Below are 25,370 nucleotides of genomic sequence, written 5' to 3'. Positions count from 1 at the left end.
GCGCTGTCGGGGGGACCTGGGAGAATGGTGGGGCCCATCAACGCCGGCGTCTTCGCCAGGTCCGCGCCAGGTGTTCGCCAGCACCTTCCGGAGCACACTCCGGAGCACCTTCCGAAGCGCCTTCCGGCGTATCCGGCGTACGAGAAAGAAGAAGGACGTGCCGACCGTGGCTCAGAGCACCGAGACCGACTGGGTCTCCCGTTTCGCGGACGATGTCATCGCCGAGTCGGAGCGACGTGCCCCTGGCAAACCGGTTGTGGTCGCGTCCGGGCTGTCCCCCTCGGGCCCGATCCACCTGGGGAACCTGCGCGAGGTCATGACCCCGCACCTGGTCGCGGACGAGATCCGCCGCCGGGGGTACGAGGTCAGGCACCTGATCTCCTGGGACGACTACGACCGGTACCGGAAGGTGCCCGCGGGCGTTCCCGGTACGGACGCGTCGTGGGCCGAGCACATCGGCAAGCCGCTGACGTCCGTGCCCGCGCCCGAGGGGTCCCCGCATCCGAACTGGGCCGAGCACTTCAAGGCGGCCATGACCGCGTCGCTGGCCGAGCTGGGCGTCGAGTACGACGGGATCAGCCAGACCGAGCAGTACACGTCGGGCGCGTACCGCGAGCAGATCCTGCACGCGATGAAGCACCGGGCGCGGATCGACGCGATCCTCGACCGGTACCGGACGAAGGACAAGGCGAGCGGCGACCAGACCGGCGGCGGCAAGGCCAAGGGCCCGGGTACGGGTACGGCCAAGGGCGCGGGCGCGGCGCAGGGCGCCGCGCGGCAGAAGAAGGCGGACGAGGCCGAGCTGGAGGCCGCCGAGGGCTCCGGCGCGGCCGGCGAGGACGACGGCAGCGGCGGCTCGGCGGGCTACTTCCCGTACAAGCCGTACTGCGGCGGTTGCGGCAAGGACCTGACCACGGTCACGGCGTACGACGACGAGACCACCGAGATGTCGTACACGTGCACGAGCTGCGGCTTCGGTGAAACGGTCCGGCTCAGCGAGTTCAACCGCGGGAAGCTGGTCTGGAAGGTCGACTGGCCGATGCGCTGGGCGTACGAGGGCGTGATCTTCGAGCCGTCCGGCGTGGACCACTCCTCGCCGGGGTCGTCGTTCGTCGTCGGCGGGCAGATCGTGCGCGAGGTCTTCGACGGCGTGCAGCCGATCGGCCCGATGTACGCGTTCGTCGGCATCTCCGGCATGGCGAAGATGTCGTCCAGCAAGGGCGGGGTGCCCACCCCGGCCGACGCGTTGAAGATCATGGAGGCGCCGCTGCTGCGCTGGCTGTACGCGCGCCGCCGGCCCAACCAGTCGTTCAAGATCGCCTTCGACCAGGAGATCCAGCGGCTGTACGACGAGTGGGACGCGCTGGCGCGGAAGGTCGCCGACGGCTCCGTGCTGCCGGCCGACGCCGCCGCGTACACGCGGGCCACGAGCACGGCCGCCGGGCCGCTGCCGGCGACGCCGCGCCCGTTGCCGTACCGGACCCTGGCCTCGGTCGTGGACATCACGGCCGGCGCCGAGGAGCAGACGCTCAGGATCCTGAGCGAGCTGGAGCCGGAGTCCCCGCTGGCCTCGCTGGACGAGGCGCGGCCCCGGCTGGACCGCGCGGAGAACTGGATCACCACGCAGGTGCCGGCGGAGGCGCGCACGATCGTGCGCGCGGAGCCGGACCGGGAGCTGCTGGGCTCGCTGGACGAGGAGGGGCGGGAGTCGCTGCGGCTGCTGCTCAAGGACCTGGACAGCCACTGGTCGCTGGACGGTCTGACCACGCTCGTGTACGGCGTGCCGAAGATGATGGCGGGGCTGGCGGCGGACGCCAAGCCGACGCCGGAGCTGAAGGCCGCGCAGAGGTCGTTCTTCGTGCTGCTGTACCGCCTGCTGGTGGGGCGGGACACGGGGCCGCGGCTGCCCACGCTGCTGCTGGCGGTGGGCGCGGACCGGGTGCGCCGGCTGCTGGGGGCGTAGGGCCGTTCGATCCGTACCCGGGGCGCCCTCGGATGCCCCGGGCCCGCGAGGCCGTGCGTCACTTCGGTTCAGAAGGAGTTGCTCGAGTCGCCCAGTGCGGCGGCGACGGCGGCGAGGTAGTGGTCCACCGGGCCGAAGGAGAGCAGCCCGCTGCCGGCGCCCGCGAGTTCGCCGGAGGCCGGCAGCAGGCGGGCGTGGACCCGTTCCAGCGCGGTCCGGTCACCGGTCGCGAGTGCGGCGACGGCCTCCAGGCAGCAGCACGCCTCGTACATCAGGTCGGGTGCCGGCTCCGCCAGGGTGGCCAGCGCGTCCCGCGCGTCGCCCCGGCGGCCGGCCGCCGCGAGCGCGAGGGTCTCGGCCCAGGGCCGGAAGGGGCCCCAGTCCTCCGTCAGGTCGATCGTCGGGCCGAGGGCGGTGACGGAGCCGTAGCCGGAGCTGGTGGCGGCGGGCGTGGGTGCGGGCGCGGGGGCGGGGGTGGGCGTAGGGCCGGCGTCCGCCGGTGTGCCGTACGGCGGACGCGCGTCCGGGAGACGTGCGTCGGGGAGACGTGCGTCGGGGAGACGGACGGACGAGAGACGTGCGTACTGGGCACATGCCGACGGCAGGCGCAGGCTCAGCAGTGCGAGCGGCAGGAGGCCCTGGCGCAGGCCCGGCATGCCGGCGCCGTCCAGCCGGGCGTCGGCGGCGCGGTAGGCCGCCTCGGCCCGTGCCCGGTCCCCGGAAGCGGACAGCCGCAGCGCCGCGTACCACTGCGTGAAGACGCCCACCAGCGGCAGTTCGTGCCGGGCGGCCAGGCGGTCCGCGGCGGCGGCGTGGACATCGGCCGCCGGGAAGTCGCCCAGTGCGGAGCGCGCCTGTAGCCGGACGAGGTGGCCCAGCACCTCGAAGGTGGTCAGGCCGTGCCGGGCCGCGAGCGCCACCAGTTCCGCGCCGATTCCGTCCCGCCGGGGGGCCAGGCCGGCCCGGGTGCAGGACTGCATGAACACGCCGTTGAGGGCGAACGCGAGCAGCGCCGGGTCGTCCAGGCGGCGGGCGATCTCCTCCGCCCGGCGGGCGGCCTCGGGGCCGCGCGGCGACCGGCTGCCGCGCGTCTCCACGGCGATGGTGGCGAGCAGGCGGCAGCGCGCCGCGTCGTGGGAGCCGCCCGGCAGGGCGGCGAGGGTGCGCTCGGCGGCGGCGACGATGTGCCGGGCCAGTTCCGGGTCGTCGCCACGGGTCCAGAGGGCGGGGACGTCGAAGGCGCCGATCACGCGGGCGGTCAGCTCCGCGTCGCCGAACTCCTCGGCGGCGGCGATCGCGGCCGGACGGTGCCGCCGGGCCGCCTCCAGCCCGCCGCCGCCCGTCACCGCGAGATCGCGTACGAGACCGGCGGTGGTCTCCAGCCGGGCGCGGGCGCCGACGGCGACGGTGCGGTCGTAGGCGGCGGCGGCCTCGTTCCACAGGTCCGCGGTGCGTGTGGCGGGGTCGGTCGGGCGCGCGGCGGTGTCTGAGGTGCGCGCGGCGGGGTCGGGGGTGTGGGCGGTGTGGTCGGTCGGGCGTGTGGCCGGGGCGGCGGTGCCCGCGGTCGGGCCGGGGGCCGGGCCGGGGAGGTGGTCCAGGCCCGGGTCCTGGGCGAGGATGTCCGCCTCCAGTCGGCGCAGGCGGGGCCCGGGGTCCAGGCCGAGCTGCCGGCCCAGGATGGCGCGGGCACGGCGCAGTACGGCCAGGGCGTCCCCCTGGCGGCCCGCCCGGTACAGGGCCAGCGCCAGCAGCCGCCAGCCGTCCTCGCGCCACGGGTGGTCGGCCAGATGCGCGTCCAGGTCCGGGACCGCCTCGGCGGCCAGGCCCAGGGCCAGCCGGGCCTCGGCCAGCCGCTCGACGGCCTGGAGCCGCAGTTCGGCGAGGCGGGAACGTTCGCCCCGGACCCAGTGGTCGTCGGGGATGCCGGCGTACGCGGGCCCCCGCCACCACTCCAGCGCCTCCTCCAGCCGGGCGGGCACGCTGTCGACCGGCACTCCGTCGGCCGGCACCCCGTCGGCCGAGAGCGGTTTCGCGGCCTCGGCGAGTGCCGCTTCGAAGCGCCAGGCGTCCACCGCGTCCGGCCGCGCGCGCAGCGCGTACCCGGGCCCCTCGGTGACCAGCAGACGGGCGCGGGCACGGGGCGCGCGGCCGGGCTCCAGAGCGCGGCGGAGATCGGCGACGAACGTCTGTACGGCGCCCACGGCGCCCGGCGGCGGATCGGCCCACAGGTCCTCGACCAGGCGGCCGACCGGGACGATCCGGCGACGGGCCACGATCAGCCGGGCCAGCACGGCGCGGTGCCGTGGGCCCTTCAGCGCGAGCGGGCCGGCGGGGCCCTCGGCGACCACGGGGCCGAGGACGCCGAACACGACCTGTTCCATTTCCACCTCTCGGTTGCGCGCTGACCGGGTGCTGATTCGCGTCCGCCAGGCTCGACACGTCCGTCACCCGACTCGACACGTCCGTCACCCGGAGACAAGGAATCCACCATGACACCGGCCTCTGCCCCGGCCTCTGCCCCGGCCCCGACCCCGGTCATTCCGGGCTTCGAATACCGGCGTGTGGCCGTCACCGACGACGTCTCGCTCAACGTCGCCGTCGCCGGCTCAGGCACTCCCATTGTGCTGCTGCACGGCTTTCCGCAGACCCACCTGATGTGGCGCCACGTCGCCGCCGATCTCGCGGCCGACCACACCGTCATCTGCCCCGACCTGCGGGGGTACGGTGCCAGCGACAAGCCCGCCGACACCGACGGCACGGCCTACACCAAGCGGACCATGGCCGCCGACATCGTCGCCCTCGCCCGCGCGCTGGGCCACGAGCGCTTCGCGCTGGCCGGGCACGACCGCGGGGCCCTGGTGGCCATCCGCGCCGGCCTGGACCATCCGGACGCGGTCAGCCACCTCGCGTCGCTGGACGTCCTGCCCACGCTGGACATGTGGGACGTCATGCGCGGCACGGCCGGAGCCGTCGGCTTCCACCTCTATCTGATGGCGCAGCCCCCCGGGCTGCCCGAGCGGATGATCGGCGCCGCCCCGGACGCGTTCTTCGGCCACTTCCTGGACCTGTGGGCGCTGAGCGGCGACGCGATCCCGCCGGAGGTGCGGGCGGCGTACCTGCGGGCGTCCCGCGAGGCCGTGGTCTCCATCGTGGCCGACTACCGGGCCTCCGCGGGCCCGGACGTCGTCCACGACCAGGCCGACCGCGACGCGGGCAACCTGCTGCGCATGCCGGTGACCGTGCTCCAGCAGGACTGGGGCTCGGCGCTGGGCTTCGACGCGGTCGGCCGGTGGCGGGCCTGGGCGCCGGACCTGGAGCACACGACGGTCTCCTGCGGACACTTCATGGCCGAGGAAGCGCCCGCCGAGGTCGTCAAGGCCCTCCGGGCGCTGATCGCACGCTGAGCGGGGGCGTCGCCTCCCCGTTATGGTTTTCGTGGTCCTGCAAGAGGGCCGCTGGCCTCCGGGCCCGGCATGATGACCGCATGATCGGCAAACGGATCACCCATCGCACGGCGGACGGCGTCCGCGTACCCGGCACCTGGCGGCACGCCTTCATCAACAACGGCGGCCATTTCTTCCTCACCGACCTGTTCATCTTCGCGGACGCGCTCGTCGACTGCTGGGGCCTCGTCACCCTCGAGGAATTCGAGGAGAAGCTGCGCTGCGGCTGGGTCGCCACCTCCTTTCCCGAGGGGGCCCACGCGTCCGCTCACGAGCTGGCCGCGTGGAAATTCCAGGAGGCGCGGTCCTGGCACACCCCGGAACTGTTGCTCGCCGAGGTACGGGACACCATCGACCAGCTCAACGGCCGCCCCGACTCGACGGATCGCTGCCTCGACGCCGTGGACGTGTTCCTCGCCGACCGTACCGAGTCGAACCGCGCCGCCGCCCGTGCCGCCTACCTCGCCATTCCGGAGACCCAACGCCCTTACGCGCTGGGCGACATGGACAGGAAGGACCAGCCGCTCCAAGCACTGCTGGCCGGGCCGGGCGGAGTGATGGAGAGCTGGTCCGACGAGCCGCTCAGCCAGGAGGCGTACGACGAGGCCGTCGAGTACTTCGAGGAGCGGGACGGGCTGATCGCCGAAGGGGCCTCGCGGGTGCCGGCGGACGGGCCGGAGGGTTCCTTCGCGCCGTCGGTCCACCTCTACCAGACGTTCTCGCGGCGGGCGGTGGAGGACCCGGGGCCGGCCGGTCTGCGTGACGACTATCCCGCGCCCGTCGACGTCGACGGGGTCACCTACCCCTCCGTCGCCCATGCCTACTGGTCCCTCTCGGCGGCGGAACCCGGGGCGAGGGCCGCGATCGCGGCAGCGGAATCCTCGTACGCGGCTCGCGCACTCGCCGCCGACGCCGTACGCCGCGACGGCTGGGAGCAGGCCCGCACCGCGGTCATGACACGGCTCCTGCGCGCCAAGTACGCCCAGCACCCGGCCCTGGCGGAGATCCTTCTGGCGACCGGCGACGCGACCCTGGTCTACGACGACGCCGGCTCCGGCTTCTGGGGCGACAACGGCGGGCGCGGTCGGAACTGGTCCGGCCGCCTCCTCGAACTCGTACGCTCCGAACTCCATGCCCTGCGGGCCGGCATTTGACCCGTCGTTCCTCTTCATCGGCCGCAATGTGTGAATCCCTATTCCCTGATTGCCGCAGGGAGGTCAGCGGCGGGATATTTGAGATTTTTTGTCACTGAGCCGCAGTCAGGCGCTGCCGACGAGTACTTCTTTGTGGTAACCGGAGAATAACCATGGTCGACATGGGTAAAAGAAGGTTACGGAAGGAAGTGATGCTTCGTGGACGAGAAGATTCGCAGGTTCGCGTTCTGCGCGTGCATCCTCGGCGGTATTGTGGGTGCTCTGCTCGGAGCGGCCTCCGCCGGCCATCTGGTCAGCACCGCATTCGGAGGCGTGCTGGGCGCGGCACTGAGTCTCGCGGCCGTCGCCTACTGGAGCGAGCACGGCGGCGCGCGGCAGCACCCGAGGAGGCGTGCGGCGCGGCTGGACCGCATTCCCCGTCAGCACACCGCGGGCGGCTCGCACTCCTCCCACCGCTGAGCGGCCGACGGCGGGCCCTCGACCGACAGCCGGCTGTCCGCCGGCTGTCGGTTCGACTGTGCACCCCGCCCCCTCCTGACCAGCCGTCATCATCCCGAGACCGAGGGCATCGGCCACCGTTGTGGTGGCCGATGCCGACGGGTCAGGCGATCTGCTCGGAGTCGACTTCCGACTGGTAGCGGTAGCGGAACTCCTTCATGTACGGCCGCAGTACACCCTCGCTCAGCGGGCCGTCGTTGTTGCCCTTCACGCCGTAGAGGTCCATCAGATACAGGGCGAACTTCCGTGAGTTGGGGAAGTCGCCGTGCTGGACGACGTACGCCCGGAAGGCGTCGAAGTACGCGTCGTCGCTGGAGATGCCGTCAGGCAGGGTGAGGATGGGCAGTTCCTCGGGCTCTTCCGAAGCCGGAACGGGGGCCGAAGGCTGTGGCCCGCCCCCGGACTGACTCTCCGCCGGTTCCTGCCCCTGCCCCTGTCCCTGTCCCTGTGTCTGTCCCTGCGCCTGGGGCTGAGGCTGCGTCTGCTCCTGCGCCGGGTACGGGCTCTCCGTGCGCTGGCCGGGAACCATGCCGCCGAGCGGGCGGCTGCGGCCCGGGCCCGACGGGATCATCACCGGCGTGGGCTCCAGGCCCTCGACGTACGTGGGGTTGTACGCGCCCTCGTAGGCGGTCGCCGGCACCTGCGGAGCCGCGAACCACGGACTGACCTGGGCTTCCGGCCCGGCCCCGGCCCCGGCCCCGGGCAAGGATCGGTCGTGGGGCGCCTGCGCCTCGTCCCGCTGGGGCCCTTCCGGGCCCGGAGCCTGCTGCCCGTCCGGTTGCTCCTGTGGTGACTGCGGCGACTGGGGCTGCTTCTGGTACGGGGACTGCGGCTGTTCCCGCGGCTCCGGCCGCTCCTGCTGCGACGGGGACGGCGACGGCTGCCCCTCCAGCGCCTGTTCCTGCCGCTGCCGCTCCCTGCCGCGCTGCACCAGCTCCGCGTACCGGCTCTCGGCCGCCGCCTTCTCCTCCCGCGCCTGCGTGAGTTCGGCCACCGGCGGCGCGGGCGGCAGCAGCACCGGTTCGATGCCGGCCGCGGCCAGCCCCGACGGTGCGGTGTCGGCGAGCGGCACGCCGTACTTCGCGAGCCGCAGCGGCATCAACGCCTCCACCGGTGCCTTGCGGCGCCAGTTGCGGCCGAAACGGGCCTGGAGGCGCGACTGGTAGATCAGACGGTCCTGTTCCAGCTTGATGACCTGTTCGTACGACCGCAGCTCCCACAGCTTCATCCGGCGCCACAGCTTGAACGTGGGGACCGGCGACAGCAGCCAGCGCGTGAGCCGTACGCCCTCCATGTGCTTGTCGGCCGTGATGTCCGCGATCCGGCCGACCGCGTGCCGCGCCGCCTCGACGGAGACGATGAAGAGGATCGGGATCACGGCGTGCATGCCGACGCCCAGCGGATCGGGCCAGGCCGCCGCGCCGTTGAAGGCGATGGTGGCCGCCGTCAGCAGCCAGGCCGACTGACGCAGCAGCGGGAAGGGGATGCGCAGCCAGGTCAGCAGGAGGTCGAGCGCGAGCAGGACGCAGATGCCCGCGTCGATGCCGATCGGGAAGACCAGGGAGAAGTTCCCGAAGCCCTTGGCCTCGGCCAGTTCGCGCACGGCGGCGTACGAGCCCGCGAAACCGATCGCGGCGATGATCACCGCACCGAAGATCACCACCCCGATCAATATGCGGTGCGTGCGTGTCAGTTGCATCGCGGCCACCCGCGATCCCCTCCCGTACTCGACCCCGTTGAACGCCGTTCGCCGGCTCTGAGCCCGGACACCCGGCGGCCACAGCGTGGCACATGTGTACGCATGAGGATGGCAGCGGGGAGTGGAGCCCGGTCCTCCGGTGAGGACCGGGCTCCGTTCAAAAGGTGCCAAAAGGCGCTAATGATGGCGGTGTCCTGGCTGCCGTGGTCGCGCGGGCGGCGGATCCCGCCTCGCGCGGCGTGCCGGCCCGCCGGTTGCCGCCTACGAGCCGGCCCTACGAGTCCTACGAGCCCTACGAGCCCTACGATTCCTTCGCGTCCTTGGAGAAGTCGTTCGTCGTGCCGTCCTCGGAAGCGCCCTTGGAGGCGGACGCCGACGGGCCGCTGCCACCGGCGCCGCTGCCGCCGCCGTCGCTCGTGGCCGCCGTCACGGCCTCCTTCGCCGCCTTCACCGCTTCCTTCGAGAGGTCGCCCACGCTCGGGTCCTTCGCGCCCGCGTAACCCGTGCCGTTGTACGTGAAGGTCATGACGATGTTCTCCGCGCGGGCCACGACCGTGGCGTAGGAGAAGTTCTCGCCGCTCTTCTTGAGGGTGTACGTGATCAGCGTCCCCTCGTTGCCGAGGCCGCTCGCCGGCTCCGCCTTGACGTCCTTGGCGCCCTCGGTGCCCTTCGCCCCGTCGACGGCCTTCTTGTAGTAGTCGCCCGCGCGAGAGGCGCCGGGGCCCAGGGCCGCGTCCGAGTCGTACCGTACGAGGGAGATGTCGAGCCAGCGGTACTGCGACCCGTCGACCCCCTTGTCGTCCAGGCCGTTCCAGGAGCAGCTCGCGCGGCTGTCGGTGTCGGAGGACTTGCCCGCCGTACCGCCCTTGGACTTCGCCTCGGGGACCAGTGAGCGGACGGTCTTGGAGGCGAGCGTCTTGCATGCGTCGGGCAGGCCGCTGTACTTGGCCGGCGCGACCGTCGGGGACGCCTTGACGCTGGGGGCGGCCGGCGCTTCCGCGTCGTCCTTGCTGTCGGAGTCGGACGAGCAACCGGCGACGACGAGCATCACCGGGACGACTGCGCAGGCGAGTATGCGGGTGAGTCGCGTGGCTGATCGGTGCATGGTTCCCTCGGTGAGTCTTGTCGTACGGTCCGATCGGCCACGGTAACCGCAGCGCGCGGTCCGCGGGCCCGGTCGCCGGACTCCGTGCGGCAGGTCAGGGCGGCCCGCTGAGCCGCGGCCGGACGCTACTCGTCGAGCTGATCGGCGAGCGTACGGGCCAGGTTCCGCGCCTTTTCCTGGAGTTCTTCACTGTCCGGGACCCCGGTCGTACGGGCGGGCTGCTCGGTGTACCGGACGGTCACGATCACGTTGGATGTGCGGAATACCACGCTGACGGTCCGGTTCCTGGCGGCGGAACCGGGGCGCGCGAGCACGTCGTCCAGGAAGGCGGAGTCGCCGAGACCCTCCAGGCGGCGGGGCTGGAGGTCCTCGGGGGTGGCGGGAGCGCCGGGGGAGCTGGAGGGCGAGGGGGAACCGCTCTGGGGTGTTGTGCCCGGTTTCGCGTCTTGGCCTGTGTCCTGCGGTTCGTCCCGCTCCGCTCCCTGTGTGCCGTTCTGTGCCGTTTTCCCTGCTGGGTCCTGGTTCGATCCGCCCTCGTCCGGGCTGTTCTGGTTCGAGCCGTTCCGGCCCGGCTCGTTCTGGTCTTCGGAGGGGGCGTCGTCGCCCGGGGTGGCGCCGGGGTCCGGCGAGTCCGAGGGGGTGATGGCCGGCAGGTCGGCCGCGGCCTCCTTCTCCCCGTACACCTCCTGTGCCCGGTCGTCGTCGCTCACGGTCGGGTCGTACGAGACCACGCGCTCGACGTCGATCGCCAGTTGGTGCGACGCCTCGGGCGAGTCGGCCTTCCAGTCGCAGCCGACGCGGCGGTCGGTGTCGTACGTCACGGCGGCCGTGCCCGCGTACACCTTCTCCCGCTGCTCCTCCGGCAGTGACGCGGCGCCGGGCAGGAGACTTTCGAGCGTGGCCCGCGGTACGGAGCCGCACGGCTCGCGCAGGGTGCGGTACTTGCCCGGCTGCGCGGTCGTGGTGCTGCTGGAGGTACCGGGCTTGGCGTCGGCGGCCGAGCCGTCGCCGCCGCTGCCGCCCGAGCAGCCGGCGACGGCCGCCACGAGGAGCGCCGCCAGGCCGGGTACGTACGCGCTCGCCTTTCGGTGCACGGTCCCGGGCTCCCTTCTGTGCCGGTGAAATCCGCTTGCCGCCGGACGACGGTCGATGGAGACAATGTCTACCGCACGCGAAGCCGTTGATGCTGGTCGGCCGTCTCTTTTGGTGGCCCTGACTCCGGTTTTTGCGCTATCCGGCTTTTCGGGGGAATTGAGGAATCATGTCGTACGTGGAGATGCCGGGCGCGAAGGTCCCGATCCGGATGTGGACGGATCCCGCGACCGTCGAGGACGTCGCCATGCAGCAGCTGCGGAACGTCGCCACGCTGCCGTGGATCAAGGGTCTGGCCGTGATGCCGGACGTGCACTACGGCAAGGGCGCGACGGTCGGTTCGGTGATCGCCATGCACGGGGCGGTCTGCCCGGCGGCGGTGGGCGTGGACATCGGCTGCGGCATGTCGGCGGTGAAGACGTCCCTGACGGCGAACGACCTGCCGGGCGACCTGTCCCGCCTGCGCTCCAAGATCGAGCAGGCGATTCCGGTGGGCCGTGGCATGCACGACGCCGCGGTGGACCCGGGCCGGCTGCACGGATTCCCGACGGCGAGGTGGGACGACTTCTGGAAGCGGTTCGACGGGGTCGCAGACTCGGTCAAGTTCCGTCAGGAACGCGCCATAAAGCAGATGGGAACGCTCGGATCCGGAAATCATTTCATTGAGTTCTGTCTCGATGAGTCAGGTTCTGTCTGGCTGATGCTGCACTCCGGGTCGCGCAACATCGGCAAGGAACTGGCCGACCACCACATCGGCGAGGCGCGGAAACTGCCGCACAACCAGGGCCTGGTGGACCGGGATCTGGCCGTGTTCATCGCGGACACCCCGCAGATGGCGGCCTACCGCAACGACCTCTTCTGGGCGCAGGAGTACGCGAAGTACAACCGGGCGATCATGATGGGACTCTTCCAGGACGTGGTCCGCAAGGAGTTCAAGAAGGCCGGGGTGACGTTCGAACCGGTCATCTCCTGCCACCACAACTACGTGGCGGAGGAGCGGTACGACGGCATGGACCTGCTGGTCACGCGCAAGGGCGCGATCCGCGCGGGCAGCGGCGACCACGGCATCATCCCGGGCTCGATGGGGACGGGGTCGTACATCGTGAAGGGCCTGGGGAACGCGGCGTCGTTCAACTCGGCCTCCCACGGGGCGGGCCGGAAGATGAGCCGCAACGCGGCGAAGCGGCGCTTCTCGACCCGCGACCTGGAGGACCAGACGCGGGGCGTGGAGTGCCGGAAGGACGCGGGCGTGGTGGACGAGATCCCGGCCGCGTACAAGCCGATCGAGCAGGTCATCGACCAGCAGCGGGACCTGGTCGAGGTGGTGGCGAAACTGAAGCAGGTCATCTGCGTGAAGGGCTGACGGCCGGACCGAGGGTTCGGCGTTCGGCGTCCGATCCCGCCGTATACGCAGTGACGGACACGAAAGAGCCCACCACCCGGGCGTGAGTGGGTGCGAGTGGGTGTGCGCGCGGGCCCGGCGGCTCCAGGGGGTGGGCTGCCGGGCCCGCGGGCTCCCAGGTCACAGGCGCTCAGGTCACAGTTCCCGGTGCACCTTCGTGTTGGACGCCTGGGCGCGCGGGCGGAGGACCAGGAGGTCGACGTTGACGTGGCTGGGGCGGGTGACCGCCCAGGTGATGGTGTCCGCCACGTCCTCGGCGGTGAGGGGTTCGGCGACGCCCGCGTAGACCTTGGCCGCCTTCTCCGTGTCGCCGTGGAAGCGGGTCGTGGAGAACTCCTCCGTCTTCACCATGCCGGGGGCGATCTCGATGACCCGGACCGGCGTGCCGACGATCTCCAGGCGGAGGGTCTCGGCGAGGACGTGGGCGCCGTGCTTGGCGGCCACGTAGCCCGCGCCGCCCTCGTAGGTGGCGAGGCCGGCGGTGGAGGAGAGGACGAGGACCGTGCCGTCGCCGCTCGCGGTGAGGGCGGGGAGGAGGGCCTGGGTGACGTGGAGGGTGCCGATGACGTTCGTCTCGTACATGCGGCGCCACTCGTCGGGGTCGCCGGTGGCCACGGGGTCGGCGCCGAGCGCGCCGCCGGCGTTGTTGACCAGGACGTTCACGGCCGGGAAGCGGTCGAGTCCGGCGGCGAAGGCGTCGACGGCCGCGCGGTCGGTGACATCGAGGACGTAGGCGGTGGCGCGGTGCCCGGCGGCCTCGATCTCGGCGGCCAGCGCCTCGATGCGGTCCTTGCGGCGGGCGGTGGCGACGACGTGGTAGCCGGCGGCGGCGAGCCTGCGCGCCGCCGCGGCGCCGATTCCGCTGCTCGCTCCGGTGACGACGGCGACGGGAGCGTCGGTGGCTGAGGGGGCGGTGGCCGCGGCGGCCGCGGTGTCCGCGGTGATGTCCGCGTCGGTCATGACGTAACTCCTCGCGCGTTCGTTCGATGATGCCTGGTGTGTTCTCCCTGCTGAGCTGGAAGGATAGGCGGGCGGTCGTGGACCACGCGTCGGCAGTCCGTGGTGCGGACGCCCGTTGGCAAGGAGTCGCCCACGGGGGCGATGCGGTGCGCGCGGCGCATGCCGTGTGTGCGGTGCATGCGGGTGATCGGGGGCGCGTCGGGCCGATCGGTGGGGCCGGGGTCAGTGTGATCATCTGTACATTTCGCGCATGGGTGCGATGCGTAGGGCGACGGTGGTGACGGTGGCGGCTGTCTCGGCGGCCATGGTGGTGGCGCTCGGCGCGGGGCCGGACGCGGTGGGGGCGGCCAGGGTGCCGGAGGTCTCGGACGGGCCGGACCTGCCGGTCGCGTCGGGCGGACCGGTCGCGTCGGACGGGACGGCTCCCGCCGCGGCGCCGGACATCGACGGGCGCGAGGCCGATCTGGCGCACCACGGGCGGGTTTCGCTGGCCCGCGGCCTGCTGGAGGTTCGCTTCGAGTCCGAGAACCACGGGCCGTCCCGGCTCGCGGACGCGACCGTACGGCTGGACTTCTCCGAACCCCTGGCCGCCGGCCAGACACTGCCGGCCGACTGCCTCTGGAACGGCGCGCGTACGGTGCTGTGCCGCACGGGGCAGCTCAGGGCGGTGGGGCGGAGCCACGCGTTCGACGTCCGGCTGCGGACGGCGAGACGCCCGCACCAGGTGGTGCTGCGGGTCGACACGGCGTGGAACGGGGGCGCGCTGGACTCCAATCCCGAGAACCACCGGCATCGGGTGCTGGTGCCCGACACGGGGGACACGTACGCGTTCTGACAGAGGTGCGACCGTGCGGAGGTGCGGCCGTACGGCGGTAGGTCCGGGCGGCGGTAGGTCCGGGCGGGCGGTCGCCTCGCCTACGCCGCGTCGCCGAACTCCCGTACCGCGTCCTCGACGATCGCCGCCAGCCGGGCGTGGTGCGCGCCGCGCCAGTAGACCCGGTCGCAGGCGCCGCACCGCGCGAAGACGTCGTACGTGCGCTGAGTGCCGTCCCGCAGCCGTTCCCGCACGGTTTCCTTGTCGGCCGGGCCCAGTTCCCCGTTGCAGGCGGTGCACCGGGTCCAGGGAGCGAGCACCGGGGCGAAGCGTTCCAGTACGTCCCTGAGCTGGTCCTCGGTGCGGTCGCTGTAGACGTACCCCCCGGCCCACAGTTCGCGTCGCCGCAGCAGGCCCCGGTCCCGGGAGAGCATGACCCGGCGCTCGGTGGCGGATCGGGTGGCCAGGGCGGCGTCGCCGATGTCCTCGCTCTCGTACGCCGCGTCGACCCCCAGCAGCCGCAGCCGCCGCGCGAGGGTGCCGAGGTGGACGTCGAGCAGGAAGCGCAGAGGGGCGCCCGGCACCCGCTGGGGGCGGCTCACCGCCCGGACCACCACGGATTCGCCCGCGGCCGGAATGTGCGAGACGGGCACCTCGCGGCCGTCGACGAGGAGCGCGCCGACCTCGGTGAGCGGGACGCCGAGCGACTCGACGGCGTGGCCGAGGGTGGACGAGCCGTCGGTGAGCAGGGCCGTCCGCCCCTGACGCCGCTCGGCGGGGACGAAGAGGCGCAGTTCAGGGGTGAAGTCGAGATGGATCTCGGGTCCGTTCACGCGGCCAGGATGCCACCGGACGGCGGGCGCGGGCCAGGGCTTTCCGCGCCGTCGCCGACGGTCCGGTACAGCCCTCGGCCCGGCCCCGTACGGCCCGCCCCGCTCCGCCCCGTACGCGGCGGCGTCCGGCTCTTACGGAACGGCTCCTACGGAACGGCTCTTACGGAACGACTCCTACGGCACGACTCTGAAGTGCGTGATGACGGCGTCGGCGGCCCCGTTCTCCGGCAGGACATGGAACGCGACACCGGGCGGCGCCACCCGGTCCGTCAGGCCCAGCCCGTTCTCCCAGGGCAGTCGCAGCGTCGAGACCACCCCGGGCGCCACCAGCAGCGGCCGGCCCGCGAACGTCGCGGCGGCCGGGGTGTGGGCGTGGCCCGTGAGGACGGCGGGGACGTTCGCGCGGCCGGCCAGGACCTCCGCCAGCCGGTCCGCGTTGGTCAGCGCTATCGAGTCCAGGTACGGGTGGTGCAGGGGCGTCGGTGGGTGGTGGAAGGCGGGTATCGCGGGGGTGTCGCCCAGCTCGTCCAGTGTGCGCGCCAGCCAGTGCAGCGTCTCGTCGTCCAGCAGTCCCTCGTCCGCGCCGGGGATGGTGGAGTCGCAGAGCAGCAGGGCGTGCCCGGCCACGTGTTCCACCCGGTTGACCGGTCTGTACGAGGCGGGGCCCGGGGCGGTCACCTCGCCCAGCAGGACGGCGCGGTAGTTCGCCCGGTCGTCGTGGTTGCCGGGGCAGGAGAAGGCGGGTGCGTGGATGCCGGCGAGCAGCTTCGCCGCCTCCGCGTACTCGTCCGGGCCGCCGTGGTCCGCGATGTCACCGGTCACCAGCACGGCGTCGGGCCGCCGGGTCAGCCCGTTCAGGTAGGCGACGACGCGGGCCGCCCGCTCCGCAGCGAACTCCGAGCCGTCCAGGTGCAGATCGCTGATATGGGCCAGCAGCATGGCGCCCCTCCGTGGTTCTGTTGTCCCGTGCCCCATTGTCCCTAATGGTTGAGGAAGTCTATTCCATTAGGGTGTGGGGGTGGGGCGTCCCCCTTTCCCGGGGCGCCGGGCCCGGAATTCCGGTTGCCCGGCCCGGACCGGGCCCGTGCCCGCCAGGTCCAGGCGCCAGTCGTTGCAGCGCATCAGGTGCCCCAGGGGGTACTCGATGTCGCACTCGTCGCGCAGTTCGAAGCCCGCCCTGCGGCACACTCCGTTCGACGGCGGATTGCCGACGGACGGGAAGGCGTGCACGTACCGGTGTCCGCCCGCCGCCCGGGCCCGCTCGACGACCGCCTCCGCCGCTGCCGCCGCCATGCCCCGCCCCTGGTACGCGCCGAGCACCGTCCAGCCCGTCTCGTAGACGCACTGTCCCTGCCAGACCCGCTCCCAGAAGCCGATCGTCCCGACGGCCTCCCCGCCCGGGAGCAGCACGATCCGGAACATCCGGCCCTCCTCCGGCCGGGCCGCGCTCAGCGCGACGTAGCGCCGGTGCCTGCCGAGCAGCTGTTCCTCGGTCTCCGGGCCGCCGAGGTGGTGCATCAGTTCGGGTGCGTTGGTGGCGCGGAGCAGGCCGAGATCGTCCTCCGTCCAGGGCTCCAGCCGTACGGGCGGCAGACCGTGGCTTTTTCGTACCGGGGACGTCGTGGTGTCCATTCGACGACTCTAGAGCGGTGCGCCGACATCGACAGCGGTATGTGCGGGTGCGGATGCGGGTGCGCGGGAGGCTGTACGGCAGTGGTCCGTACCGTCACGGCAGGGGCAGCTCCGCCCAGATGACCTTGCCGTCAGGGGTGTAGCGGGTGCCCCAGCGCTCCGCGAACTGCGCGACCAGGAACAGCCCCCGGCCGCCCTCGTCCGTCGCCGCCGCGTAGCGCAGGTGCGGCGAGGTGCTGCTCGCGTCGGCGACCTCGCAGATCAGATGGCGTACGTGGAGCAGCCGTACCCGGATCGGACCTGCGGCGTAGCGGATGGAGTTCGTGATCAGCTCGCTGAGGATCAGCTCCGTCGTGAAGGCGATCTCGCCCAGGCCCCACTCCTCCAGCCGCCGCGCCACGGCGGCCCGCAGGGCGGAGACCTCCGAGGGGTGGGAGGGCACCTCCCAGTACGCGACCTGGTCCGGCCTGAGCAGCCGGGTGCGGGCGACGATCAGCGCGATGTCGTCGCTCGGCCGGGCCGGGAGCAGCACGTCGAGCACCGCCTCGCAGGTCTCCTCGGGGGTGCGGCCGGGCGAGCCCGGGTGGGTGAGCGCCGTACGGAGCAGTTCGAGCCCGACGTCGATCTCCCGGCTGCGGTCCTCGACCAGCCCGTCCGTGTAGAGCACCAGGTGGCTCGCCTCCGGCAGGGGGAAGTCGGCCGTCTCGAAGGGCCGCCCGCCGAGCCCCAGCGGGGTCCCGGCCGGCAGGTCCAGGAATTCCACGCTCCCGTCCGGGCGGACCAGCGCGGGCGGCGGGTGGCCGGCGCGGGCGATGGCGCAGCGTCGCGTCACCGGGTCGTAGATGGCGTACAGGCAGGTCGCACCGGTGACCTCCGTACCGCCGCCCGCGAGCCCCTCGTCCTGGTCGATATGGGCGATCAGTTCGTCCAGGTGGGAGAGGATCTCGTCGGGTGTCAGGTCGAGCGCGGAGAAGTTGTGCACCGCCGTCCGCAGCCGTCCCATCGTCGCCGCCGCGTGCATGCCGTGCCCGACGACGTCGCCGACCACCAGCGCCACCCGGGCGCCCGGCAGCGGGATGACGTCGAACCAGTCGCCGCCCACCCCCGACTCGGCGGGCAGGTAGCGGTAGGCGACGTCGAGGGCGTTCTGCTCGGGCAGGACGCGCGGCAGCAGGCTGCGTTGCAGGGTCACCGCCATCGAGTGCTCACGCGTGTAGCGCCGGGCGTTGTCGATGCACACCGCCGCGTGGGCCGCCAGCTCCTCCGCGAGGGAGACGTCCTCCTCGTCGAACGGCTCGGAATTCTGCGCACGCCAGTAGTTGACGACCCCGAGAAGCACCCCGCGCGCCCGCAGCGGGGCGGTGACGAGCGAGTGGACGCCGTACGTGACGACCCGGCCGGTCGCCTCCGGGTCCTGGGCGCGCCAGCCGGGGGCGCGGGTGAGGTCCGGCTGCACGGCGCCCCGGCCGCTGCCCATGCTCCACGCCTGGGGGGTGGCGGTGTGGAGGACGAACTCCCGGCCCACCTCGTAGAACGGATGGTCGTCGCGGATGCCCACCACGGCCGTGCGGCGCATGGTGGAGGCGGGCTCCGGCGCCGGTTCCTCGCCCCGCAGAACGGGCTCCGCGAGGTCCACCGTGACGAAATCGGCGAAGCGCGGCACGGCCACCCGCGCCAGCTCCTCGGCCGTACGGGGCACGTCCAGGCTGGTGCCGATCTCCACGCCGGCGTCGTACAGCAGCTTGAGACGTTTCTGCGCGATCTCGGCCCGGCCGGTGAGCGCGCTCAGTTCGGTGGAGTCGCGGAGCGTCGCGACGGTGCCGGGCGGGCCGCCGTCCCGGTCGGTGGAGCGGTTGTTCACCGCCAGCAGCCGGTCGCCCGTGGCCACCACCTCGTCGGAGACGACCCGTCCCGACGCGAACATGTCGGCCATGTGCGGCTCCAGCCCGAGGTCGGTGACCCGCATCCCCTCCGGGTGCTCAGGCAGGTCGAGGAGGCGCTGTGCCTCGTCGTTGGCGAGCATCAGCCGGCCGTCGCCGCCGACGATGAGGACGCCCTCCCGTACGACGTGCAGCACCGCGTCATGGTGCTCGTACATACGGGTCATCTCGCTCGGGTCGAGCCCGTGGGTCTGGCGCCGCAGCCGGCTGCTGACCAGCGCCGTGCCGCCGGCCGAGAGGGCCAGGGCGGTCGCGGCGGCGCCGAGGATCAGCGGGATCTCGCGGTTGGCGAGGCTGCTGACCTTGTTGACCGTGATCCCCGCGGAGACCAGGCCGACCACCTTCCCGTTCGTGTCCTTGACGGGGGTGACGGCCGCGATCGCGGGGCCGAGGGTGCCGGGCCTGGTCTCGGTGACCGTACGGCCGTGGAGGGCGGGCCCGATCGTGCCGATGTAGTGCTGGCCGATGCGCTTGGGGTTGGGGTGGGTGAGGCGGATCCCCTTGGTCGTGATGACGACGACGAAGTCGAGTCCGGTCGCCTTGCGGATGGCCTCCGCCCTGGGTTGCAGGATCGCCGTGGGGTCGGGGGAGTGGATCGCCCGGGCCATGCCGGGGGAGTTGGCGAAGGCGGTGGCGACGGCGATGGAACGGTTGCGGGCCTCCTGCTCGGCGTCGCCGCGGGCGACGATGAGGAGGGAGGCGATGGTGGCGCCGATCAGGAGGACGATGATGACGATCTGGAGGATGAAGACCTGACTGGCGACGGTGTGCGTATTCAGCCAGGAGAGGGACCCGCGCCGGCGCGACGAGGCGCCTTGGCCGGGCGAGGAACCTTGGCCGGGCGAGGCGCCTTGGCCGGGCGAGGAACCGTGGCCGGGTGTGGTTCCTCGGCCGGACGACGAGTCGTGGCCGGGCGCGGTGCCCGGGCCGGGCGATGTGCCGGGGGGCATGGTGCTCGCGTCGGGGCCCCTCGTACCCGCGCCGGAATCCGCGCGCGCGTCGTCCCGCCGCCGACTCCCTGAGCGGCGGCGGGGGAACATGCGACTGGTGGACAGGGACTTTGCCCAGGATCGACCCCTGTTTCGGGTCATGTACCTACATCTACACCGCCTGCCTCCGCGAGGCGAGTGCGGTTCCTGGGCCCGGTGGGGCGCCGGGGAGAGGTGTCAGGGGCGGCCGTGGTGCAGGGGGCGGCCGCCGGTCAGATTCCACCGGCCCGCGCGCCCGCCGAGTTCGGTGAGGGTCAGCGGCCGTACGTCGATCCTCCAGAAGGCGGCCGGGGGCGCGCCGAGAGCGTGGACGGTGGCGGCGCGGATGACGTCGGGTTCGGCCACGACGAGGATTCGGCCGGTGCCGGTGCCATCGGCTTGCGTGTCGGTATCGGTATCGCTGTCGGCGTTCTCGGCTGTGTCTGTGTCTGTGTCCGTGGCTGCGGCTGCGGTGTTCAGGGTGTCGAGCCGACGGCCGACGCGGGCGAGGAAGTGGTCCAGCGACTCGCCGCCGTGCGGCGCGGCGGCCGGGTCCGTGAGCCAGCCGGCCACGGCGTCCGGTTCGGCGGCGGCCACCTCGTCGAGGGTCCGGCCCCGCCAGCGGCCCATCGCACAGGGCGCCAGGCCGGGCAGCGGTTCGGCGGCCAGCCCGAGCACGTCGGCGGTGCGACGGCAGCGGGGCGTGGGGGAGACGTACCGGGCCGTGGCGCGGAGCGGGGAGCCGTCGCCCGCCCGATCCCGGAGGGACGCTGCCACGGCCTCCGCCTGACGCAGCCCGACGCCGTCCAGCGCGTCGGCGGCCCGGCCCTGCCCGGCCTTCCCGTGGCCGTACGGCTCCTCGCCGTCCGCCACGGGGAAACGGGCCTCGCGGAGGGCCGGGCCCATGGCGGGAGAAACGAACATCACGCGGGTGCTCATCACGCGGGTGGTCATACGAGTACGGCTCACTCTCTCGTCGGTCCTGAGTGCGGCGCGGGGCGGAACGGCGGCGGGAGGCGCCCTTGGCCCGTCCGCCTCTTCGCGGTACGTTCACGTCCGTCGCCCCCCGACCCACGATCCACGACAGTCGACCGGCGACACACAACTGCGACAGACAACTGCGACACACAACAGAACGACCTAGGCGACGGCACGACGGAAGCCCGGTGAGAATCCGGCACGGTCGCGCCACTGTATGCCGGTGCCACGCCGCGCACGTACGACGTGACCGCACGTCACGTACGGCACGACAGGCTCCGGCGAGTCAGACCCGAGGGCCGTCGCCCCGAGCTCCACCGATCGGGACGCGAGTTCCCCAAGGAGGTTCAACGCCATGGCCCAGTCCATAGCGACGCCCGGCGGTCTGCCCGCCGACGCCCCCGCCATCTCCACCCCGCAGGACCCCATTCCGCTGCGCGCGGTCGCGCCGTGGGCCGTCTTCGGCGGTGTCCTGATGCTCGTACTGCTGTATTTCGTCGGTGCCGAACAGGGCGCCACCTCGGTGTTCTCCGGTGCCGCTGTGCACGAGTGGGTGCACGACGGCCGTCATCTCCTCGGCTTCCCGTGCCACTGACGGCCGACGGAGACCACCTTCATGCGCGCTTCAGGCTCGTCCCCCGCGTCCGCCGTGTCCCCGGCGCCCGCCCCGACCGCCGTGACCGACGCGTCCACGGTCAGAACGCTCCTCGTCCGCGGCATGATCGCGGGACTGCTCGCCGGTCTCTGCGCGTTCCTGCCGGCCTACGCGGCGGGGGAGCCCCCCGTACGGGACTCGATCGCGCTGGAGGAGACCCGGTCCGCCGCCTCCGCGCACGAGTCGTCGGCCCACGAGCCGTCGGTCCACGAGCCGTCGGCCCATGGGGCGGCGGCGCCTGAGCAGAATGAGGAGGAGGCGGAAGAGGAACTGGTCAGCCGTCCGGTTCAGTCGACGTTCGGGCTGGCCACCGGCGTCCTCGTGTACGGCGTGGCCGTCGGCGGCATCGCCTCGCTGGTCTTCGCCGTGAGTCTGGGCAGGACCGGGCGGTTCCGGCCGAGGACGACGGCGGCGCTGGTGGCCGGGGCCGCGTTCACCACCGTCTGCCTGGTGCCGTTCCTGAAGTATCCGGCGACGCCGCCCGCGGTGGGCAATCCGGACACCATCGGGAAACGCACGGCACTGTTCTTCCTGATGATCGCGCTCAGTGTGCTGCTGGCGGTCATCGCCGTCATCGTCGGCAGACGGCTGGCCCCACGGCTGGGCAACTGGAACGCCTCGGTGGTGGCGGGCGGCGGATACGTCCTCGCCGTGGTGGTGGCCTGTCTGGTCCTCCCGGCCAACTCGGACGCCGTGGCGGCGGACTTCCCGGCAGCGCTGCTGTGGGAGTTCCGTCTGGCGTCGCTCGGGGTGCAGGCGCTGCTGTGGACGGCCTTCGGGCTGATCTTCGGGGCGCTGGCGGAACGGGCGCTCGCGGAACGGGCACCGGCGCCGTCCCGTGACGTTGTACGGCCTGCCCCGTAGGCCGCGTTCGAGAAGCGGACGTGGGGGCCCGGCCTCTCACGTCCGCTCAGCCCGCCTCCCGGCCGCGCACCGCACGGCGCGCGTACCGGCTCCGCAGCCAGTGGCCGGCCTCGCCCAACGCGACGAAGAAGGCGGCGGACGCCGCGCAGCCCGGCACGTTCGGCCCCTGGCCGAGCCCCATGGACAGCAGCGACAGAGCCGTGGTCACCACCACCCACCAGGCGACCACCGACCCCATACCGAACCACCGTCGTCCGTTTCGCACGGTCTCCCCCTTCCGCCGTCGCAGGCCCCCATTATCCGTTTGTCCGCGTGCGGCGGCATGGCCCCGCCGGTTCCGGGTGGAACTCCCGCTTCGGACGTTGCCGCGTCGGACTCTCCCGCTTTCCCGGCCAGTAGAGTGTGGGGCCGGTCTTTTCCCAGCTCAGCCAGGTCAGAGGTGTTGTACGGCAGTGAGCCCCCCGCCCCCAGCGTCCCCCGCACCCAGCCGCGCGTCCTCCGCCCCCGCCTTCGCCTCCGTCGCCCCCACCACCGTCACGGTCGTCGGGATCGGCGCGGACGGCTGGGCGGGTCTCACCGAGGAAGCACGGGCGGCGTTGCGGAGCGCCGAGGTGGTGATCGGCGGGCCCCGGCAGCTGGCGCTGCTGCCGACGGCCGACGGCCCGGGCGGTGGCCCGGCCGGTGCTCCGGCCGACGGCCCGGACGGGTGCCCGGGCGAGCGGCTGGCCTGGCCGTCGCCGCTGCGACCCGCCGTGCCCGCCCTGCTCGCGGCCCACGCGGGACGCCGGCTGTGCGTGCTGGCCAGCGGGGACCCGATGTTCTACGGCATCGGCCGGGCCCTGGCCCAGGAGGCCGGGGCCGAGCGGCTGCGGGTCCTGCCGCACCCCTCCTCGGTCGCGTACGCGTGCGCCCGGCTCGGCTGGGCGGTGGAGGACACCGAGGTCGTCACGGTGGTGGGCCGTCCCGTCGAGCGGCTGGCCGCGGCCCTGCACGACGGCCGGCGGGTGCTGGTGCTGAGCGCGGGGGCCGCGACGCCGGGGCAGGTGGCGGCGCTGCTGCGCGAGCGGGGGTACGGGCCGAGCCGCATGCACGTACTGGAACAGCTGGGCGCGGACACCGGCACCCCGGACACCGGCACCCCGGACACCGGCACCCCGGACACCGGCACCCCGGACACCGACGCCCGTGAGCGCCTGGTGTCGGGCGTCGCCGAGCAGTGGACCGAGCCGCCGGGGGACCCGCTGAACGTGGTGGCCGTCGAGTGCCGCCGGGCGGACGGCGCGCTGCGGCTCGGCGCCGTACCCGGGCTGCCGGACGAGGCGTACGAACACGACGGCCAGCTCACCAAGCGCCATGTGCGCGCCGCGACGCTGGCCGCCCTGGCCCCGGCACCCGGGGAACTGCTGTGGGACGTCGGCGGCGGGTCGGGGTCGATCGCGGTGGAGTGGCTGCGTACGCACCGCTCCTGCCGGGCCGTGTCGGTGGAACGCGACCCGGCGCGCGCCGAGCGCATCGGCCGCAACGCGCGGGCGCTCGGCGTCCCGGAACTCCGTGTGGTCACCGGCGCCGCGCCCGCCGCGCTGGCCGGACTGCCCGCCCCCGACGCCGTGTTCATCGGCGGCGGCCTGACCGTGCCCGGCCTGCTCGACGCGTGCTGGGACGCCCTGCGGGAGGGCGGCCGGCTGGTCGCCAACACGGTGACGATGGAGTCGGAGGCCCTGCTGGCGGACCGCTACCGCCGGTACGGCGGGGAGCTGGTACGGCTGGCCGTCGCGCACGCGGCCCCCGTCGGCGGCTTCACGGGCTGGCGGCAGGCGATGCCGGTCACGCAGTGGACGGTCACGAAAGCTTCTGGAGGAGGACGAGGATGACGGTGTACTTCATAGGCGCCGGTCCCGGCGCCGCCGATCTGATCACGGTGCGCGGCGCCCGTACGCTCGCGGCCTGTCACGTCTGCCTGTACGCGGGCAGCCTCGTGCCGCGCGAACTGCTGGCGGAGTGCCCGCCGGACGCGCGGCTGATCGACTCCGCGCGGATGGACCTGGACGCCATCACGGCCGAGCTGGTGCGGGCCCACGAGGAGGGCCACGACGTGGCCCGGCTGCACTCCGGCGACCCGTCGGTCTTCAGCGCGGTCGCGGAACAGATGCGCCGTCTGGACGCGGCGGGGGTGAGGTACGAAGTCGTCCCCGGCGTCCCGGCCTTCGCGGCGGCGGCAGCGGCTCTCAAGCGCGAGCTGACGGTGCCGACGGTGGGCCAGACGGTGATCCTGACGCGCGTCGCCCAGCAGGCCACGCCCATGCCGGCCGGCGAGGACCTGGCCACCCTGGGCCGCAGTGGCGCGCTGCTGGTGCTGCACCTGGCGGCGAGGTACGTGGACCGCGTGGTCGGCGAACTGCTGCCGCACTACGGCCCGGACTGTCCGGCGGCGGTGGTGGCGATGGCCAGCCGCCCGGACGAACTCGTGCTCCGGGGCACGCTGTCGGACATCGCGCCGAGGGTGAAGGAGTCGGGCGTGGTCCGGACGGCGGTCATCATGGTCGGCCGCACGCTGGGGGCGGAGCAGTTCCGGGACAGCCACCTGTACTCGGCGGACCGGAACCGGGACGAGGAGCCCTGCGGCCGCTGACATCGGCGGCGCCCGCCCCGCAAGCCCGGGCTTCCGTACCCAGGTATTCGGATCCGTGGGTACCTTGTCCAGACGTTGCTCGTTATAGCGAGTAACGAGTAGCCGCTCCCGCGCGGAGCGAGGAATACGGAAGCGCTGACCGTAGGAGAACCTGTGACGGCTCAACCTGAGCACCCGGCAGGCAGCCGGGTCAACCCGGTTCCGCACACCATCAACGCGATCGGAGACGCTCTCGACGGGGCCGACCGTGCTCGTTTCTACACCGAGGTTCTGGCTGCCGAGGAGAGCACGGTGCCCACCGTTATGCGTCGCTGGTGGAAAACCGCCATGCTCAATCACGCACCCGGCTCCGAGCGGAGCCGGGCCAACGCCGCTGCAGGCAGACGCCTCGTCGCCTTGGACGACCTCACCGCGCGTCTTGACGGTGCCGCCCGGTGAGCGACGAGCGGTTACGGCGCGGGTGGACGGTCTTCACCGAGGAGACTCCCGCGGAGATCATGCTTGACATGCCTCCTGAACTCGCCAGGAGGACGGTTGACGTTCTCGTGCGTCTGGCCAGGGAGGCCGGTGACGCAATCGACGCGGGCAAGGAGCCGCCGGGAGACCCCATGGACGACCTCGGCGTGCGGTACAGCCTTCAGATCGAGGGCGAGCCCGTCATCTTCGAGTACGCCGTTCTCCGTGACTCACGCGAGATCCGGATCCCGGTACTGGTGTGGCTGTACTGAACGCCGCGCGTGT

At 72.8% G+C, this 25,370-nt stretch carries 23 protein-coding genes; 12 read left to right on the top strand and 11 right to left on the bottom strand.

Features of this window, described 5'->3' with window-relative positions; all coding sequences use genetic code 11:
* Positions 1–157: 157 nt before the first annotated feature.
* The gene (gene lysS / locus ACU6P3_RS14205) at positions 158–1,963 is read left to right on the top strand and encodes a lysine--tRNA ligase (RefSeq protein WP_447197423.1); all 1,806 of its coding nucleotides are present in this window, start codon (positions 158–160) and stop codon (positions 1,961–1,963) included.
* A gap of 68 nt (positions 1,964–2,031) precedes the next feature.
* On the opposite strand, the gene ACU6P3_RS14200 is transcribed toward lysS, so the two are convergent.
* On the bottom strand, positions 2,032–4,344 hold the full coding sequence (locus ACU6P3_RS14200) for an AfsR/SARP family transcriptional regulator (protein WP_447197422.1): 2,313 nt from the start codon (positions 4,342–4,344) through the stop codon (positions 2,032–2,034).
* A 108-nt stretch (positions 4,345–4,452) separates the two neighbouring features.
* Here ACU6P3_RS14200 and ACU6P3_RS14195 point away from each other — a divergent pair, with 108 nt between their 5' ends.
* The 3 genes from ACU6P3_RS14195 (at position 4,453) to ACU6P3_RS14185 (ending at position 7,019) form a co-directional block, all read left to right on the top strand.
* Entirely contained in the window at positions 4,453–5,367 is a 915-nt protein-coding gene (locus tag ACU6P3_RS14195) for an alpha/beta fold hydrolase (protein ID WP_447197421.1), read from the top strand.
* An 80-nt stretch (positions 5,368–5,447) separates the two neighbouring features.
* A complete protein-coding gene (locus ACU6P3_RS14190; RefSeq protein WP_447197420.1) occupies positions 5,448–6,560 on the top strand; it encodes an NADAR family protein in 1,113 nt (370 codons plus the stop codon).
* A 198-nt stretch (positions 6,561–6,758) separates the two neighbouring features.
* Positions 6,759–7,019, top strand: a complete 261-nt coding sequence (locus tag ACU6P3_RS14185) for a hypothetical protein (RefSeq protein WP_344269372.1) — start codon at positions 6,759–6,761, stop codon at positions 7,017–7,019.
* Positions 7,020–7,161: 142 nt separating this feature from the next.
* Here ACU6P3_RS14185 and ACU6P3_RS14180 read toward each other — a convergent pair whose 3' ends face one another.
* The 3 genes from ACU6P3_RS14180 to ACU6P3_RS14170 form a co-directional block, all read right to left on the bottom strand.
* Entirely contained in the window at positions 7,162–8,766 is a 1,605-nt protein-coding gene (locus ACU6P3_RS14180; RefSeq protein WP_447197419.1) for a DUF2637 domain-containing protein, read from the bottom strand.
* Between the two features lie 292 nt (positions 8,767–9,058).
* Positions 9,059–9,862, bottom strand: a complete 804-nt coding sequence (locus tag ACU6P3_RS14175; protein WP_447197418.1) for a DUF3558 domain-containing protein — start codon at positions 9,860–9,862, stop codon at positions 9,059–9,061.
* Positions 9,863–9,987: 125 nt separating this feature from the next.
* Positions 9,988–10,956, bottom strand: a complete 969-nt coding sequence (locus ACU6P3_RS14170) for a DUF3558 domain-containing protein (protein ID WP_447197417.1) — start codon at positions 10,954–10,956, stop codon at positions 9,988–9,990.
* 167 nt (positions 10,957–11,123) lie between these two features.
* On the opposite strand from ACU6P3_RS14170, the gene ACU6P3_RS14165 reads away from it, so the two are divergent.
* Positions 11,124–12,317, top strand: a complete 1,194-nt coding sequence (locus tag ACU6P3_RS14165; RefSeq protein WP_447197416.1) for an RtcB family protein — start codon at positions 11,124–11,126, stop codon at positions 12,315–12,317.
* Positions 12,318–12,491: 174 nt separating this feature from the next.
* Here the strand turns inward: ACU6P3_RS14165 and ACU6P3_RS14160 are convergent, their stop codons facing one another.
* The gene (locus ACU6P3_RS14160) at positions 12,492–13,316 is read right to left on the bottom strand and encodes an SDR family NAD(P)-dependent oxidoreductase (protein WP_447197415.1); all 825 of its coding nucleotides are present in this window, start codon (positions 13,314–13,316) and stop codon (positions 12,492–12,494) included.
* 250 nt (positions 13,317–13,566) lie between these two features.
* Between ACU6P3_RS14160 and ACU6P3_RS14155 the strand changes: the two genes are divergently transcribed.
* Positions 13,567–14,151 (top strand): hypothetical protein, encoded by a 585-nt coding sequence (locus ACU6P3_RS14155; protein ID WP_447197414.1) that lies wholly within the window; start codon positions 13,567–13,569, stop codon positions 14,149–14,151.
* Positions 14,152–14,231: 80 nt separating this feature from the next.
* Here the strand turns inward: ACU6P3_RS14155 and ACU6P3_RS14150 are convergent, their stop codons facing one another.
* From ACU6P3_RS14150 to ACU6P3_RS14130, 5 genes are all read right to left on the bottom strand, one after another.
* Entirely contained in the window at positions 14,232–14,963 is a 732-nt protein-coding gene (locus ACU6P3_RS14150) for a Mut7-C RNAse domain-containing protein (RefSeq protein WP_447197413.1), read from the bottom strand.
* Between the two features lie 174 nt (positions 14,964–15,137).
* Entirely contained in the window at positions 15,138–15,902 is a 765-nt protein-coding gene (locus tag ACU6P3_RS14145; protein WP_447197412.1) for a metallophosphoesterase, read from the bottom strand.
* Positions 15,903–15,968: 66 nt separating this feature from the next.
* Positions 15,969–16,595 carry a GNAT family N-acetyltransferase gene (locus tag ACU6P3_RS14140; RefSeq protein ID WP_447197411.1) on the bottom strand — a complete coding sequence of 209 codons (627 nt, stop codon included), beginning with the start codon at positions 16,593–16,595 and terminating at the stop codon, positions 15,969–15,971.
* A 94-nt stretch (positions 16,596–16,689) separates the two neighbouring features.
* Complete coding sequence (locus tag ACU6P3_RS14135) at positions 16,690–19,485, bottom strand: SpoIIE family protein phosphatase (protein WP_447197410.1); 2,796 nt, start codon at positions 19,483–19,485, stop codon at positions 16,690–16,692.
* A 216-nt stretch (positions 19,486–19,701) separates the two neighbouring features.
* Positions 19,702–20,457, bottom strand: coding sequence for a histidine phosphatase family protein (locus ACU6P3_RS14130; protein ID WP_447197409.1), 756 nt, complete (start codon positions 20,455–20,457; stop codon positions 19,702–19,704).
* Positions 20,458–20,836: 379 nt separating this feature from the next.
* Here ACU6P3_RS14130 and ACU6P3_RS14125 point away from each other — a divergent pair, with 379 nt between their 5' ends.
* Both ACU6P3_RS14125 and ACU6P3_RS14120 read left to right on the top strand, forming a co-directional pair.
* Entirely contained in the window at positions 20,837–21,076 is a 240-nt protein-coding gene (locus ACU6P3_RS14125; protein ID WP_447197408.1) for a CbtB domain-containing protein, read from the top strand.
* Between the two features lie 21 nt (positions 21,077–21,097).
* Positions 21,098–22,000 (top strand): CbtA family protein, encoded by a 903-nt coding sequence (locus tag ACU6P3_RS14120; protein WP_447197407.1) that lies wholly within the window; start codon positions 21,098–21,100, stop codon positions 21,998–22,000.
* Positions 22,001–22,046: 46 nt separating this feature from the next.
* Here ACU6P3_RS14120 and ACU6P3_RS14115 read toward each other — a convergent pair whose 3' ends face one another.
* Positions 22,047–22,265 (bottom strand): hypothetical protein, encoded by a 219-nt coding sequence (locus tag ACU6P3_RS14115; protein WP_447197406.1) that lies wholly within the window; start codon positions 22,263–22,265, stop codon positions 22,047–22,049.
* Between the two features lie 187 nt (positions 22,266–22,452).
* Here ACU6P3_RS14115 and cbiE point away from each other — a divergent pair, with 187 nt between their 5' ends.
* The 4 genes from cbiE to ACU6P3_RS14095 all read left to right on the top strand — a co-directional run bounded on the left by cbiE (position 22,453) and on the right by ACU6P3_RS14095 (position 25,357).
* Complete coding sequence (gene cbiE, locus ACU6P3_RS14110; protein ID WP_447197405.1) at positions 22,453–23,871, top strand: precorrin-6y C5,15-methyltransferase (decarboxylating) subunit CbiE; 1,419 nt, start codon at positions 22,453–22,455, stop codon at positions 23,869–23,871.
* On the top strand, positions 23,868–24,629 hold the full coding sequence (cobM, locus tag ACU6P3_RS14105) for a precorrin-4 C(11)-methyltransferase (protein WP_447197404.1): 762 nt from the start codon (positions 23,868–23,870) through the stop codon (positions 24,627–24,629). The genes cbiE and cobM overlap by 4 nt, the downstream gene beginning before the upstream one ends.
* 153 nt (positions 24,630–24,782) lie before the next feature.
* Positions 24,783–25,067 carry a hypothetical protein gene (locus tag ACU6P3_RS14100; RefSeq protein ID WP_447197403.1) on the top strand — a complete coding sequence of 95 codons (285 nt, stop codon included), beginning with the start codon at positions 24,783–24,785 and terminating at the stop codon, positions 25,065–25,067.
* Positions 25,064–25,357 carry a hypothetical protein gene (locus ACU6P3_RS14095; protein WP_447197402.1) on the top strand — a complete coding sequence of 98 codons (294 nt, stop codon included), beginning with the start codon at positions 25,064–25,066 and terminating at the stop codon, positions 25,355–25,357. The genes ACU6P3_RS14100 and ACU6P3_RS14095 overlap by 4 nt, the downstream gene beginning before the upstream one ends.
* Positions 25,358–25,370: the final 13 nt, after the last annotated feature.

This window comes from Streptomyces hebeiensis (assembly GCF_052983195.1).
The sequence above is the reverse complement of the archived record's forward strand: the minus strand, read 5'-3'. Positions and strand labels throughout refer to the sequence as shown.